Origin of the sequence: Streptomyces sp. NPDC046831 (assembly GCF_040645305.1) — a bacterium.
In the GTDB taxonomy this organism is placed as follows: domain Bacteria; phylum Actinomycetota; class Actinomycetes; order Streptomycetales; family Streptomycetaceae; genus Streptomyces.
Map to the genome: position 1 here is coordinate 163,682 of NZ_JBEYXZ010000009.1, position 14,680 is coordinate 178,361.

At 74.0% G+C, this 14,680-nt stretch carries 11 protein-coding genes and 1 tRNA gene; 6 read left to right on the plus strand and 6 right to left on the minus strand.

From position 1 onward, the window contains the following. Nucleotides 1-297: 297 nt before the first annotated feature. Nucleotides 298-1,758 (minus strand): aminopeptidase P family protein, encoded by a 1,461-nt coding sequence (locus ABZ920_RS11445; RefSeq protein WP_361501832.1) that lies wholly within the window; start codon nt 1,756-1,758, stop codon nt 298-300. 445 nt (nt 1,759-2,203) lie between these two features. Then, a complete protein-coding gene (locus ABZ920_RS11450; protein ID WP_361501835.1) occupies nt 2,204-3,631 on the minus strand; it encodes a PP2C family protein-serine/threonine phosphatase in 1,428 nt (475 codons plus the stop codon). A 636-nt stretch (nt 3,632-4,267) separates the two neighbouring features. On the opposite strand from ABZ920_RS11450, the gene ABZ920_RS11455 reads away from it, so the two are divergent. Both ABZ920_RS11455 and ABZ920_RS11460 read left to right on the plus strand, forming a co-directional pair. Beyond that, on the plus strand, nt 4,268-4,933 hold the full coding sequence (locus tag ABZ920_RS11455; protein ID WP_361501837.1) for a bifunctional DNA primase/polymerase: 666 nt from the start codon (nt 4,268-4,270) through the stop codon (nt 4,931-4,933). A 55-nt stretch (nt 4,934-4,988) separates the two neighbouring features. Beyond that, a complete protein-coding gene (locus ABZ920_RS11460; protein WP_361501840.1) occupies nt 4,989-5,516 on the plus strand; it encodes a hypothetical protein in 528 nt (175 codons plus the stop codon). A 273-nt stretch (nt 5,517-5,789) separates the two neighbouring features. On the opposite strand, the gene ABZ920_RS11465 is transcribed toward ABZ920_RS11460, so the two are convergent. The 3 genes from ABZ920_RS11465 to ABZ920_RS11475 all read right to left on the minus strand — a co-directional run bounded on the left by ABZ920_RS11465 (nt 5,790) and on the right by ABZ920_RS11475 (nt 8,698). Next, on the minus strand, nt 5,790-6,755 hold the full coding sequence (locus ABZ920_RS11465; RefSeq protein ID WP_361501843.1) for a DUF5926 family protein: 966 nt from the start codon (nt 6,753-6,755) through the stop codon (nt 5,790-5,792). A 351-nt stretch (nt 6,756-7,106) separates the two neighbouring features. Next, nucleotides 7,107-7,745: an ATP-binding protein gene (locus ABZ920_RS11470; protein ID WP_361501846.1), complete on the minus strand. Its 639-nt coding sequence runs from the start codon at nt 7,743-7,745 to the stop codon at nt 7,107-7,109. 125 nt (nt 7,746-7,870) lie between these two features. After that, the gene (locus ABZ920_RS11475) at nt 7,871-8,698 is read right to left on the minus strand and encodes a glycerophosphodiester phosphodiesterase (protein WP_361501849.1); all 828 of its coding nucleotides are present in this window, start codon (nt 8,696-8,698) and stop codon (nt 7,871-7,873) included. 257 nt (nt 8,699-8,955) lie between these two features. Here ABZ920_RS11475 and ABZ920_RS11480 point away from each other — a divergent pair, with 257 nt between their 5' ends. Further along, the gene (locus ABZ920_RS11480; protein WP_361501852.1) at nt 8,956-10,452 is read left to right on the plus strand and encodes a trypsin-like peptidase domain-containing protein; all 1,497 of its coding nucleotides are present in this window, start codon (nt 8,956-8,958) and stop codon (nt 10,450-10,452) included. 66 nt (nt 10,453-10,518) lie between these two features. Then, nucleotides 10,519-10,605, plus strand: a tRNA-Ser gene (locus ABZ920_RS11485). A gap of 362 nt (nt 10,606-10,967) precedes the next feature. Here the strand turns inward: ABZ920_RS11485 and ABZ920_RS11490 are convergent. Beyond that, nucleotides 10,968-11,837: a bifunctional DNA primase/polymerase gene (locus ABZ920_RS11490; protein WP_361501855.1), complete on the minus strand. Its 870-nt coding sequence runs from the start codon at nt 11,835-11,837 to the stop codon at nt 10,968-10,970. 359 nt (nt 11,838-12,196) lie between these two features. Between ABZ920_RS11490 and ABZ920_RS11495 the strand changes: the two genes are divergently transcribed. Together ABZ920_RS11495 and ABZ920_RS11500 are read left to right on the plus strand one after the other, a co-directional pair. Further along, nucleotides 12,197-12,757: a SigE family RNA polymerase sigma factor gene (locus ABZ920_RS11495; RefSeq protein WP_361501858.1), complete on the plus strand. Its 561-nt coding sequence runs from the start codon at nt 12,197-12,199 to the stop codon at nt 12,755-12,757. 149 nt (nt 12,758-12,906) lie between these two features. Then, nucleotides 12,907-14,562, plus strand: a complete 1,656-nt coding sequence (locus tag ABZ920_RS11500; RefSeq protein WP_361501860.1) for a long-chain fatty acid--CoA ligase — start codon at nt 12,907-12,909, stop codon at nt 14,560-14,562. Nucleotides 14,563-14,680 lie beyond the last annotated feature (118 nt).

The following is a 14,680-nucleotide window of genomic DNA, read 5'->3' on the forward strand; positions in this document are numbered from 1 at the left end:
CGCGCCGACTTCGGACCGCGCCCGCCGTGACCGCGCATTGGCTTCGGACCGCGTCTCTCGCGACCGCGCGCCGACTTCGAACCGCGCCCGCCGTGACCGCGCGCCGACCTCGGACCGCGCCTGCCGCGGCCACGCGCCGACCTCGACCGCGCGCCGGCCGCGCCCGAACCGTCGCGGAGCTGGGGCATGCGTCCCGGCACGCCGAGGGCCGGGCACCCCGCGGGTGCCCGGCCCTCGGCGTCGTATCAGCCCCCGGCCGTCAGCACGGCGCCCGAGGGGCCCCGTGGAGCGACCGGTTCAGCCCTTCAGGGACGCCATCCACGCCTCGACGTCGCCGGAGCGGCGCGGCAGGCCGGCCGACAGGTTCCGGTTGCCGTCCTCGGTGACCAGGATGTCGTCCTCGATGCGCACGCCGATGCCCCGGTACTCCTCGGGCACGGTCAGGTCGTCGGCCTGGAAGTACAGGCCGGGCTCGACGGTGAGCACCATGCCCGGCTCCAGCGTGCCGTCAACGTAGGTCTCGGTGCGCGCGGCGGCGCAGTCGTGGACGTCCATGCCGAGCATGTGACCGGTGCCGTGCAGCGTCCAGCGGCGCTGCAGGCCGAGCTCCAGCACCCGCTCGACCGGGCCCTCGACGAGGCCCCACTCGACGAGCTTCTCGGTGAGGACGCGCTGCGCGGCGTCGTGGAAGTCGCGGTACTTGGCGCCCGGCCTCACGGCCGCGATACCGGCCTCCTGGGCCTCGTACACGGCGTCGTAGACCTTCTTCTGGATCTCGCTGTAGCGGCCGCTCACCGGCAGTGTGCGCGTGACGTCGGCCGTGTACAGGGTGTGCGTCTCGACACCGGCGTCCAGCAGCAGCAGGTCGCCGGAGCGGACCGGGCCGTCGTTGCGTACCCAGTGCAGCGTGCAGGCGTGCGGTCCGGCGGCGGCGATCGTGCCGTAGCCGACGTCGTTGCCCTCCACCCGCGCGCGGAGGAAGAAGGTGCCCTCGATGTAGCGCTCGCTGGTGGCCTCGGCCTTGTCGAGGACCTTCACGACGTCCTCGAAGCCGCGCACGGTGGAGTCGACGGCCTTCTGCAGCTCGCCGATCTCGAACTCGTCCTTGACCATGCGCATCTCGGAGAGGAAGACGCGCAGTTCCTCGTCGCGCTCGGCGGTGACCTTGTCGGTCAGGGCCGCCTCGATGCCGGCGTCGTAGCCGCGCACGACGCGGACCGGGCCGGTCGCCTCGCGCAGCGCGTCGGGCAGTTCCCGCACGTCGGAGGCGGGGATGCCGTACAGCTTCCCGGCCTCGGTCAGGGAGTGCCGGCGGCCCACCCACAGCTCGCCCTGGCCGGAGAGCCAGAACTCGCCGTTCTCCCGGTCGGAGCGCGGCAGGAGGTAGAGCGTCGCCCGGTGACCGTCGGTGGTGGGCTCCAGGACCAGCACGCCGTCCTCGGTCTGGTTGCCGGTGAGGTACGCGTACTCGACGGAGGACCGGAAGGGGTACTCGGTGTCGTTGGAGCGGGTCTTCAGGTTGCCCGCGGGGATCACCAGGCGCTCACCGGGGAAGCGGGCGGAGACCGCGGCGCGGCGGGCGGCGGTCCGCTCCGCCTGGGCGACCGGCTCCAGGTCGCGCAGCTCGGTGTCGGCCCAGCCGGACTTCATGTTCTCGGCGAGCTCGTCGGACACGCCCGGGTACAGGCCGTTCTTGCGCTGCTTGATCGGCTCCTCCGAGTCGGCTTCCGGGGTCTCCGGGGTGAGCTCGTCGGCCACGGTCTTCCTCCTTGATACGGCACTGGACCACGCACCATCGTACGGTCGCGGGGCAAGGGGCCCCGGGGGCCCGAGGACCGCTCGCCGGACGCCGCGGCAGGCGCCGGGCCCCGGACGCGCGCCGGGTTCACGCCGGCGCGCGGCGGGCCCGCGTCACGGCCGGCGCCGAGCCCGTGCCTGGTGCAGGAAACGGCTCGCGCCTGTTCCCTGTCACGACCGGCATGCGCGAGCCGCCCCGCGTGGCGACCTGGCACCCGTGTGGCGAGCGGCACCCGCGACGGGCAGCCGCCGGCCCCGTCCCCGTGGCGACGGGCACCCGCGGCTCGCCCGCGACCAGCACCGGCCGGCCCCGCCCACGTGCCGACCGGGCACCCGCCACCTCGCCCGTGACCCACGCCCGTGACCCGGCATCGCGGGCGGGCACCGGGGCCCGCTCACGCCCCCGTCACTCGAAGCGCGCCGCCAGCAGCACGACGTCCTCCCCGCCGTCCGTCGCGTCCAGGCCGTCCGGCAGGACGGTGGCCAGGACGTGGTCGGCGACCGCCCCGGGGTCGCGGCGCAGCGGCCGGGGGACGCTCGCGGCCGCCGCGTGCAGCCGGGCGAAGGCGCGGTCCACGGAGTCGCCGGTGCGGTGCAGCAGCCCGTCGGTGTACAGCAGGACCGTCTCGCCCGCCTCGGCCTGGAACTCCGTGCTCGGCGCCTCCCAGCAGGCGAGCATTCCGAGCGGCGCGGACACGGACGTCTCCACGAACTCCGTGCGCCGCTCCCCGACGAGCAGCGGCGGGCTGTGGCCCGCGCCGGCCAGGGTGACCCGGCGCAGGGCGGGCTCGCAGTAGGCGAACAGGGCGGTGGCGGACCGGGCGGGCTCGGTGAGCCGCAGCAGCAGTTCGAGGTCGGACAGGACGGCGACGGGGTCCTCGCCCTCCATCACGGCGTACGCCCGCAGCGACGCGCGCAGCCGTGCCATCGTGGCGACCGCGGCGGGCCCGGACCCGGTGACCGAGCCGACCGCGAGGCCGAGTGCGGCGTCGGGCAGGGGCAGCGCGTCGTGCCAGTCGCCGCCGCCGCGCGGGCCGGTGCGGTGCCGGGCGGCGAGCTGGACGCCGGCCACCCGGGGCAGCCGGGAGGGCAGCAGCTCCTCGAACAGGGTGCTCACGCAGGCGCGCATGCGCTCCACCTCGAGCAGCCGCGCCAGGTGCTCGGTGGCGTGGCGGACGTACAGGCCGACGAGGTGGCGGGGGCGCTCGGCCGGCTCGGCGGGCTCGTCGTACAGCCACATCGCGGCGCCCAGCCGGCCGGCGGCGTCGGTGGACAGGGGGACCGCGTAGCTGGCGGCGTAGCCGAGGCGGGCGGCGACCTCGCGGTGGCGGGGGTCCAGTCCGTCCTCGGCGAACAGGTCGGGCCGCACGAGCTCGTCCTCGCCGCCCGGGAGGCCGGCGGGCGTGTCGAGGAGCGTGCCGTAGGGCATCGCGTCGCGCGGGACGGTCTCGAGGTGACCGAGGTCGGCGCGGCCGAGGCCCAGGCCGACGACGGTGTCGGGGCCGCGTCCGTCCTGCGGCTCCCACACGACGAGGCCGCGCCGGGCGCCCACGAGGGCGGCACCGGCGCGCAGCAGTTCCGTCAGGGCGGCGTCGAGTCCGTTCGTACGGGCCAGCCGCTCGGTGAGTTCGTGCAGGGTCGTGAGGTCGGAGACCCAGCCCGCGAGCTGGTCCTGCAGGGCGAGGCCCGGCGCGTTCGGCGGGTGCGGACAGGACGGGCCGCCGGGCGGGGCGGCCGCGGTCTCCGGGGAGGCGGGCGTGGGCGCGACAGTGTGTGCGGGGGCGGGGACCGGCGCATCGATTCCGGCCACTTTCGGAAGGTGGGGGGCGGTCATGGCGTCCGGCTTTCCGACCGGTGCTTAGTGCCCAGAAGCATCGCAAACCCCCATGTCCTTCTGCACCGCCGGCAGTGTCTCCACATGTACACGCACTCGTGAGGGGATGTCCAGCATTGTCCTGCCAGGATTCCTGGTGTCCATGAGGTCGGCGGGGTTGTCCGCCGAACCCCTTGCGGAAATGCGAAGTTGGCTTGAAACTGCCTCGGGTAACGGCTGATTGCGGTCGACTGGGTCTGCTCGACGGAGCGTCACAGCGGTCGTGACGGGTACGTACTCGGAGAAGTCCAGGGGTGGTTGAGGGTCACCCGGAACCTGGCGGCGGACCCGGGCGTCCCAGTCATCGACGACCGTGCCCCATCCTCCGCGGTGGCGGCGGAGAGCAGAACACACGACGGCAAAACGCCATGTTCCGCCACCCCGCGCCATGCCCGTGCTTCTGATAGATCCGGCAGGGACGGGGCACACGGGCAGCCAGGCTGCTGCGGAAGCCGGCCGAACGCGGCCCACAGGGGTTCCCCGCGCCTGACGGCGGGGGTGTGATGCGCCAACAGGTACGCACAGTGAAGTGATCGACACATGGTGTGATGTGACCCACGGTGTTGCCAGCGGTGCAACGGAAAGGAACGAGCGCTGATGCGCGAGATCCCCGGAAGGCGACGCAGGTTCCTGTCCCAGCGCGGCGACAGAAGTCCCGAGCCGATCGGCGCGGCCCTGACCTTCGCGACGGCCTGGCAGTGGCCCGTGCTCCCGGGCGTGGCACCGGACCCGCGGGGGCGTGCCCGCTGCGGCTGCCCCGACCCGGACTGTACGGTCCCCGGTGCGCACCCCTTCGATCCCGGCCTCCTCGCGGCCACCACGGACGGCCGCATGGTGCGCTGGTGGTGGACGAACCGGCCCACCGCCCCGATCATCCTGGCCACCGGCGGCAGGGCGCCCTGCGCGGTCAGCCTGCCGGCCCTGGCGGCCGCCCATGCCCTGGCCGCCCTGGACCGGATCGGCATGCGCCTCGGTCCGGTCGTCGCCTCGCCCTCGCGCTGGGCCCTGCTGGTGAAGCCGTACTCCATGGAGCAACTGGGCGAGCTGCTGTACGCCAAGGACTTCGTGCCCGGCTCCCTGCGCTTCCACGGCGAGGGCGGCTATCTCCCCCTGCCCCCCTCCGAGACCGGCGAGGGCGCGGTCCGCTGGGAGCGCGCGCCGCTGCCCGGCTCCCGCGCGCCCTGGGTGCCCGACGTCGAGGCCGTGGTGGACGCGGTGGTGGAGGCCCTCACCCGTACGGGTGTGAGCGCGCCCGAGATGTAGGGGCGCCGGGCGCGTGCCGGGCGGGGTGGCCGCCCGGGCTCGTTATCGTCCGGCCATGAACTGCCGTCTCCTCGCCCTGGCGGGCGCTGTCACGTGCGCCGTCGTGCTGCCGCTGGCAGTGGCGTCCGCGGGACCCGCGGGGAACGGGGGCCGTGCCGACGCGCGGCCCGCCGCACCGTCCCTGCCGGAGGCCGACGACAAGATGCCGTCCGCCGCGCCCTCCGCCTCCCCGCGGCTGCTCGGCCTGGGCCTGGCCACCGCGGCCCGCTGCGGTCCCGAGGCCTCCTCCCCGGGCGGAGTCCAGGCGCAGACCTGCGTGCTGACGCGAGGCGAGGACACCTGGGCACGCACGTACTACCGCAACACGACCGGCGAGGTCCTGGACGCCGCCCTGAGCCTGATGGGCCCCGGCGACCGCACCGTGGGCATGCACTGCCCGCCGGCCGAGGGCGACGAGCCGCTGGTGTGCGAGACGCCCCGGGAGCGCACCCGCGGGATGCCGACGGCGTACACGGCCGTGGCGGAGTTCTGGGCGCGCGGGGAGGCGGGGCCGCTGCTGCTGCGCTCCGGAAGCAACTCGTGAGCGGGAACGGGCCGCTGACGCGCGAACGCGTTCCGTGAGGGGCGGCGGCATGGAAAGACCCGGTTGCTGGCGACGGGGGATGCACCAGCAACCGGGCTACTGGAACGGTAACAAGAGATCGGCGGTTCGCAAATTCGGTCTCGGCTTTCCGGTCACCGGCGAGGCGGGCTTTCCGGTCACCGACTCGCTTGCGCCCCGCGGGAGTTGTGACGGCGGTCACCCCCCTGTGGCGGACGGGTCAGGCTGACCGGCCGGTCAGCCTGACCCGGCGTGTCAGCTGAGGGTGATCTGCCGGTTGGTCAGGCCGCCGCGGGCCCGGCGCTCCTCCGCGGTCAGCGGGGCGTCCGTGGCCAGGGCGTCGGCGAGGCGCTCGGCGAACTCGGCGGCCGGCTTCTCCACGTCGTCCGCGGAGACACCGCTCGGCAGGTCCCAGACGGGCACCGTCAGACCGTGGGCGCGGAAGGAGCCCACCAGGCGGGTGCCCTCACCGAGGTTCGAGGCGCCGGCCGCGTGCAGCCGCGCCAGGGCGTCCAGAAGCCGCTCCTCCGGGTGCGGCATGACCCAGCGCAGGTGGTTCTTCTCCGGCGTCTCGCACCAGTACGCTGCCTCCACGCCCCGCAGGCGCACGGTCGGGATGGCCGCGGCGTTGGCCCGCTCCAGGGAGGCGGCCACGTCCGGCGTCGCGTTGTCCGCGTCCGGCACCCAGAACTCGAAGCCCGTGTGCACGGCCGGCTCGAAGGCGGCCTCCGGGTCGAGCAGGTCCTGCAGCCGCGGACCGCCGGCCGGGGCGCGGCGGGCCTGCACCGGCGTGCCGGGCTCGGCCTCCAGCGCGCGCAGCAGGGTGTCGGCGAGGTCGCGGCTGATGTCGCCGGACGGCGTGTCGTTCTGCAGGCCGATCAGCACCGAGCCGTCCTCGCGGCGCAGCGCCGGCCAGGCCATCGGCAGCACCGTGGCCAGCGTGACGGACGGGACGCCCTCCGGCAGGCCCTCCCGCAGCGTCAGCCCGACCGTGGCGGCGGGGACCAGCTCGCGCAGCGCCACCCAGTCGCACTCGCCGGGCAGCCCCTCGAACGGGCGCTGCACCAGCTCGGTCACGGCGTGCGCGGCGGCACGGCCGTGGCAGGCCTTGTAGCGGCGGCCGCTGCCGCAGGGGCACGGCTCACGGGCGCCGACGACCGGGATCTCCCCGTCCGTGAGCTGCGGGCGCCTGGCCTTCGTCTGGGGTCGCTTCTTGGCCATCTGGGTGTCTCCCGGTTACGGCTCGTCTCGTACGGCGCGAGCCTAGCCGTTCGCGCCATGATCGACGGGACCCTGTGGACAACGCCGTGGGCGGCCCGCCGCAGGAGTACCGGAGCGGGTTACCGGGACCCCGGTGCCGCGACCGCCGGCCCCTGCGGACACCGGCGACGGGCCCGGTGGCGGGCGCGCCGGACACGCGGATCGGTGTGGTGGCCGGGCCCGGCGCCCCGCTCGTACCTGCGCCCCGGACGGCGCGGTGCCCGCGCGGGACCGCGTGCGCGGGTGGGCCGGGTCGTGCCGCGATCGCGCGCAGGACGGCGCGGCGCCGGTGCCGGTCGTGCCCGGGCCGGTTCAGTCCAGGTCGTCGAAGGCGTCCGCGAGGTCCAGCCCGGGCAGGGCGGAGACCCGCGGGGCCGTGATGCGCGAGGCGAAGTCGTCGCGCCGTTGCCCGGCGTCCGGGTCGTGCACGTCCTCGTGGACGACGACCCACACGGTCACCTCGCCGCGGACGTCGTCCCGTACGCCCCAGTCGTCGGCCAGCGCGGTGATGATGTTCAGTCCGCGGCCGCCGTGCGCGGTGACCGACGGAGTGGCGGGTGCGGGGCGGGTCGGGCCGCCGCCGTCCGTCACCTCGACGGTCAGCCGGCCGCCCTCGTCCACACGCCACGCGGCCCGGACGTCACCGTCGCCGGCCAGGGCGCCGCCCAGGGGCCGGCCGTGCTTGCAGGCATTGCTCAAGAGTTCGGAAAGGATCAGTACGGCGTCGTCGACGACCGATTCCGCCACGCCACCCCGGCGCAGCTGGGCGCGCATCCGGCGTCTCGCCTCCCCCACGCCCGCAGGGCCATGGGGTACGGCCATGCTCGACGACGTGGGCACCTCCTGTGCCACCACCAACGCCACCCCCGAGACCTCCTTCGCCCCACGCCACGGTGTGGATGCCCTTCCGGTCTGTACCGGAAACCGGCCCGATCCGGTCCGGCGACGCATTCGCCACAGGCGGACACGCACCGAACGCGCCGGAGCACTCCCTGTGACGGTTGGCTGATTTTCGCCGGTGTGGCCGAGATCGGAGGATGCTTCAGACGGACGTCCAGGTCAAGGGGTGCGGCCGATCAGCGGCCGAGCTGATGCAGGACCACGCGCGGACGGTTGGTGATGATGGCCTCGACGCCCAGGCCGAGGCAGAGGTCGACGTCCGCCGGCTCGTTCACGGTCCACACGTGCACCTGGTGCCCGGAGGCCTTCAGACGCTCGATGTAGGCCGGGTGGTTGCGCACTATCCGGATCGAGGGCCCCGCGATCCGGACACCCGCCGGCAGCCGCCCGTCCCGCAGCCGCGGCGAGACGAACTGCATGAGGTACACCGTCGGCAGCGTCGGCGAGGCCGCCCGCACCCGGTGCAGCGAGCGTGCCGAGAAGCTCATGATCCGCACCTGGGACTCGGCGGCCGAGGGCGGGGCGTCCAGGCCGAAACGCTTCAGCAGCTCCAGCAGCCGCTCCTCGACCTGCCCGGCCCAGCGCGTGGGGTGCTTGGTCTCGATGGCGAGCTCCACCCGTCGCCCGGCGTCGGCGACGAGTTCGAGCAGCCGCTCCAGGGTGAGCACCGAGGTGTCCTGGGGATCCTCGGGGCGGAACTCCCAGTCGGGCTCCTCCTCGCGGCCCCGCCACGGGGAGCGCGTCCGCCAGGACCCGAAGTCGAGCGCGGCGAGATCGGCGAGCTCCAGGGCCGACACCGCTCCCCGGCCGTTGGACGTACGGTTGACGCGGCGGTCGTGGACGCAGACGAGATGACCGTCCGCGGTGAGCCGCACGTCGCACTCGAGGGCGTCCGCTCCGTCCTCGATGGCCTTCCGGTAGGCGGCCAGCGTGTGCTCGGGCGCGTCCTCGGAGGCTCCGCGATGGGCGACGACTTGCGTGTGGTGCTGTCGTACGTGGGTCACCGCGTCATGGTGCCACCACGAAGGGGTAGGTGTGACCGCGGGCGGCCGTCGAGGATGTGTCCGTTTCGCGCGACATGGCTTGTATAAAGGGTGAGCCCGGACCCACAGCCACCGCTTATGGTGCTCTGACGGCCCATGGGAAAAGCTGACCGTATACACATGCCCGTGTGCACTGTGAGCGTGCCGCGTCGGTGGAACGCGTGACGAGCGCGCCGAGTGCGACCGACAACAACAGCCGTGGATCGAGGAGTAGAGCTGTGAGCACCGAGAACGAGGGCACTGCGGTCCCCCCGGCCCCGTCAGCACCTCCCGTGCCGGTGGACTCGCCCGCTGCTTCCCCGCAGGCGGCCGCAGCCCGGGGCGACGCGCCTCCGGCTCCCGCGGCCCCGCCGTACCCGCCCGGAGCGCCGGAGTACGGCCCGGCCCCGGCGTACCCCGGCGAGCAGGCCGCCCACATGTCGGCAGACCCGCACGGAGCGCCCGGCGCGTCCGGCCCGCAGGGACCCGGCGTTCCGGCCGACGGCTCCTGGCCGCCCCCGCCCCCCGGCACGCCCGCGTACGCGCACGGCGGCGGAGGGAACTCCGGCTGGGGTGCGGGCTGGGGCTCCCCGGCCGGGCAGCCCGCGTCGAAGCGCGGACGGGGCGGTCCGATCGCGGCCCTGCTGGTGGCCGCGCTGGTCGCCGGCGGGCTGGGCGGCGGTATCGGCTACACCCTCGCCAGGAACAACGACGTCGGCGGCTCCACCACCATCTCCGCCCCCGACTCGGGCGCCTCCCAGGTCAAGCGCAATTCCGCCTCGATCGCGGGCGTGGCCGCCAGGGCGCTGCCGAGCACGGTGACCATAGAGGCCGAGGGCACCAGCGGCCAGGGCGGCACCGGCACCGGCTTCGTCTTCGACAAGCAGGGCCACATCGTCACCAACAACCACGTGGTGGCCGAAGCGGTCGACGGCGGCAAGCTCTCCGCGACGTTCCCGGACGGCAAGAAGTACGACGCCGAGGTCGTCGGCCACGCCCAGGGCTACGACGTCGCGGTCATCAAGCTCAAGAACGCCCCCTCGGACCTCAAGCCGCTCGCTCTCGGCGATTCGGACAAGGTGGCCGTCGGCGACGAGACGATCGCCATCGGCGCGCCCTTCGGCCTGTCGAACACGGTGACGACGGGCATCATCAGCGCCATGAACCGCCCGGTGGCCTCCAGCGACGGCAGCTCGGCCAGCAAGGCGTCCTATATGAGCGCCCTGCAGACCGACGCCTCCATCAACCCCGGCAACTCCGGCGGCCCCCTCCTCGACGCGCGCGGAGCGGTCATCGGCATCAACTCCGCGATCCAGTCGACGGGCGGCGGCGGCTTCGGCGGCTCGGGCCAGTCCGGCTCGATCGGCCTGGGCTTCGCCATCCCGATCAACCAGGCCAAGTACGTCGCCCAGCAGCTGATCAAGAGCGGCAAGCCGGTCTACGCGAAGATCGGCGCCTCCGTCTCCCTGGAGGAGACCATGAACGGCGCGAAGATCACCGAGCAGGGCGTCGGCGGCGCCTCCCCGGTCGACGCCGGCGGCCCCGCCGCCAAGGCCGGCCTGAAGCCCGGCGACGTCATCATCAAGCTCGACGACCGCGTGATCGACTCCGGCCCGACCCTGATCGGCGAGATCTGGACCCACCAGCCCGGCGACAAGGTCACGATCACCTACGAGCGCGGCGGCAAGGAGCACACCACCGAGCTCACCCTGGGCTCCCGCGTCGGCGACAGCTGACCCCCCACGCGCGCCTGCCGACCCGTTAGTCTTGTCCCCGCGCCCGCCCGATCCGGCGCGGTGCGGGGAGGCGTGCCCGAGCGGCCGAAGGGAACGGTCTTGAAAACCGTCGTGGCAGCGATGTCACCGTGGGTTCAAATCCCACCGCCTCCGCGTTGAGCAGTAGGAGCGGCCCCTGACCAGGAGATACGGTCAGGGGCCGTTGTGCTGCCCGGAGTCCGCTCGCCGCCGTTCTTCCCCGCGGCTTCCCGCGGCTTCCCGTCGATCCCCGTGGTTCTCCGCAGGATCGGGCGCGGATGCGGGCACGGGCAGTGCACGGCCTTCCGCACAGCGGTTTTCCCGGCTCCTCCTGCGGCGCCGCGGGCCGTGCGATGCTTCCTCGGTTGCGTTTCGGTGGGGAGACGGCGGTCGGCGCCTACCGGCCGCTGCCCCTCCGGATCCTCGCTCCTGCACCCCTGCGACTGGGCGGTGACCTCGGACGACGGCCCCGCTCGCCCGCGCAAGGTGCGGCCGTGTCAGCGGTGGCCCGTCATGCGGGCCGCCGAGGCGATGGTGGCTCGGGCCTCGCGTTCGGTCAGACCGGTGTGCCGGGCGGCCTCCACGAGCGGTTCGGTGAGGGCCGGGCCGATTCCGTCCTCGTACGCCCGGCAGGCGGCCCAGTACAGGCGCGTGTTGCGCTGCCCCTCGTGGGCGCCGAGCACGAACTGCACCAGCCCCTGGCCGTGCCAGCCCGCCGGATCAAGTGCGGTGGGCCGGTGCGGTCCGCGGGGCGGTGGCAGCAGCAGCCTCAGCAGGGCCGGCGGGCAGGGTGCGGGCGCGAGGCGGGCGGTGCGGGGTGCGGTGGCGTACACCCCGTGGGCGGTGCGGGAGCCGGGGCCGACCAGGTAGCCGCCCGCCCCGCGGATGTCGATGCCGGGGGCCAGCCGCCCGGCGGAGTTGGGGACGACGACATGCGGCGGGCCGCTCAGCCAGAGGTGCCGGCCGCCGCTGGGGGTCACCACGACCACGGTCGGCGGGATGGTGAACAGGTGGCGCAGGGCGAGTTCCCGCAGGGCCGCCGGAGCGTCCGTGCCGCCCTTGACGTCGAGGTCGATCCCGATCAGGTGGTGGGGCGGCAGTCCGCAGGCGATGCCGTAGCCGGTGGCCCAGGGGGCGGCGGCGAACAGTTCGCGGATGCGTGCCGGGTCGGTGGAGGCGTCGTACACCCCGTGGCCGGGGCGGCCGCACTCCCCGTGGCAGGGCGCGGCGTCGGGGTCGTCGTGGTGGGGGGAGCGCAGGGCCGGGAGTTTCGTCCGGGACAGGGGGATGACGGCCAGTCCGCGGTCGGCGGCTGACAGCGCGTGCGCGAGGGCCAGCGTCGTGGCCTGCCGGTCGATGGTGGCCATGACTCCATCGTCGTACAGGCGTTCGAAAATGGGAAGAGGGGAGCTCGGGGTGCCCGCGCGTCGGGCAGGGATCGGCCGTCACGTGCGGGAACGGTTCGTCTCCTGGCGGCGCCGGACGCCTGAGGCGCTTCGGTGCGGCCGCGCCGGACGGGTCGGGCGGTGCGCCGGCGCGGCGGGCGGGGGTACGCCGCTGCCCGGTGCGTTCGACGGGTCGACCCAGGGGTGAACCCCTGAGGAGGCGCCGCCCCGGGTCCACCTGGAGGAGGTCGGGCCGCCCCCACCCCTACAACCTGAGGGGGACCCGGCTTCAGGACCTGCGGCCGATCCGCCGCGGCGGGTGCCGCTCATAGCGTGGGGCCATGACCCCACCCGTCTGCACCAGCGCGTCGAACGCCGCCGTACCGACGGCGCGGGCCCTGGCCTACCCGTCGTTCTCGTCGTACGTGAGAGCCCGGCAGCCGGTGCTCCTGCGCACCGCCCGGTCGCTGACCGCGAACCCGAGCGACGCGGAGGACCTGCTGCAGACCGCGCTGACCAAGACGTACGTGGCGTGGGGCCGGATCGAGGACCACCGCGCGCTCGACGGCTATGTGCGCCGTGCGCTGCTGAACACGCGCACGTCCCAGTGGCGCAAGCGCAAGGTCGACGAGTTCGTGTGCGAGGAACTGCCCGAACCGGACCCCGTGCCCGGCGCGGCCGACCCGGCCGAGCAGCAGGCGCTGCACGACGCCATGTGGCGGGCGATCATGAAGCTGCCCGCCCGGCAGCGGGCGATGGTCGTCCTCAGGTACTACGAGGACCTCTCCGAGGTGCAGACGGCAGAGGTCCTCGGGGTGTCCGTCGGGACGGTGAAGTCCGCGGTGTCGCGGGCGCTCGGCAAGCTGCGCGACGACCCCGAGCTGGGGCTCGAGTGCCGGTGACGCGGGAGCCCCGGCCCCGCGAAGGAGCGTTCCGTGCAGAACGTCACGTGATCGATCACCCGTCCCTAGTGACATACCGCGCGGTATGTGCGCAGAATCAGCGCAGCCCCCTTACCACCGCGTAGGCGACGCCGCCACGGGAGGACGCCGTGCTGAGCACCATGCAGGACGTACCGCTGCTGATCTCCAGGATCCTGACCCACGGGTCGACGATCCACGGGACATCGCAGGTGATCACCTGGACCGGTGACGGCGAGCCGCACCGCCGCTCCTTCGCCGAGGTCGGCGCCCGCGCCGCCCAGCTGGCACACGCCCTGCGCGAGGACCTCGGCGTCGCCGGCGACGAGCGGGTGGCCACCCTGATGTGGAACAACGCCGAGCACGTCGAGGCCTACTTCGCCATTCCGTCCATGGGCGCGGTGCTGCACACGCTCAACCTCCGCCTGCCCGCCGAGCAGCTGGCCTGGATCGTCAACCACGCTGCCGACCGGGTGGTCATCGCCAACGGTTCCCTGCTGCCGCTGCTCGCCCCGCTGCTGCCGCACCTGAAGACGGTCGAGCACGTCGTCGTCACCGGCCCGGGCGACCGCTCCCCGCTCGCGGGGGCCGCCGTCCAGGTGCACGAGTACGAGGAGCTCATCGCCGGCAGGCCGACCACGTACGACTGGCCCGAGCTGGACGAGCGCCAGGCCGCCTCCATGTGCTACACCTCCGGCACCACCGGGGACCCCAAGGGCGTCGTCTACAGCCACCGCTCGGTCTACCTGCACTCCATGCAGGTCAACATGACCCAGTCCATGGGCCTGACCGACCAGGACACCTCGCTCGTGGTCGTCCCCCAGTTCCACGTCAACGCCTGGGGCCTGCCGCACGCCACCTTCATGACCGGCGTCAACATGCTCATGCCGGACCGCTTCCTCCAGCCCGCCCCGCTCGCCGAGATGATCGAGCAGGAGCAGCCCACCCACGCCGCCGCCGTCCCCACCATCTGGCAGGGCCTGCTCGCCGAGCTGACCGCCCGGCCGCGGGACGTCACCTCCCTCACCCAGGTCACCATCGGCGGTTCGGCCTGTCCGCCCTCCCTCATGGAAGCCTTCGACAAGCTCGGCATGCGGGTCTGCCACGCCTGGGGCATGACGGAGACCTCCCCGCTCGGCACGGTCGCCCGCCCGCCGGCCCACGCCGTCGGCACGCAGGAGGAGTTCGCCTACCGGCTCACCCAGGGCCGCTTCCCGGCCGCCGTCGAGGCCCGCCTGACCGGGCCCGGCGGCGCACGCCTGCCCTGGGACGGCGAGTCCGCCGGCGAGCTGGAGGTCCGCGGCCCGTGGATCGCCGGCGCCTACTACAACGGCCCCGACGCCGAACCGCTGCGCCCCGCCGACAAGTTCAGCGAGGACGGCTGGCTGAAGACGGGCGACGTCGGCACCATCAGCCCCGACGGCTTCCTCACCCTCACCGACCGGGCCAAGGACGTCATCAAGTCGGGCGGCGAGTGGATCTCCTCCGTCGAGCTGGAGAACGCCCTGATGTCCCACCCGGCCGTCGCCGAGGCCGCCGTCGTCGCCGTCCCCGACGACAAGTGGGGCGAGCGCCCGCTGGCCACGGTCGTGCTGAAGGAGGGCGCCAGCGCCGACTTCCAGACCCTGCGGACCTTCCTCCTGGAGGAGGGACGGATCGCCAAGTGGCAGCTCCCGGAGCGCTGGACGGTGATCGAGGCGGTGCCGAAGACCAGCGTCGGCAAGTTCGACAAGAAGGTGCTGCGCAGGCAGTACGCGTCCGGCGAACTGGACGTCACCCAGCTGTAGCGGCACGGGCGCCGCGGCGCACTCGTGCCGGGCGCGGTACGGGCGCCGCGGCGCCCGTCGTCCGTGCCGGGTGGGGCGCGTCACCGCGGCGCCCGTCGTCCGTGCCGGGGTGGGCGTG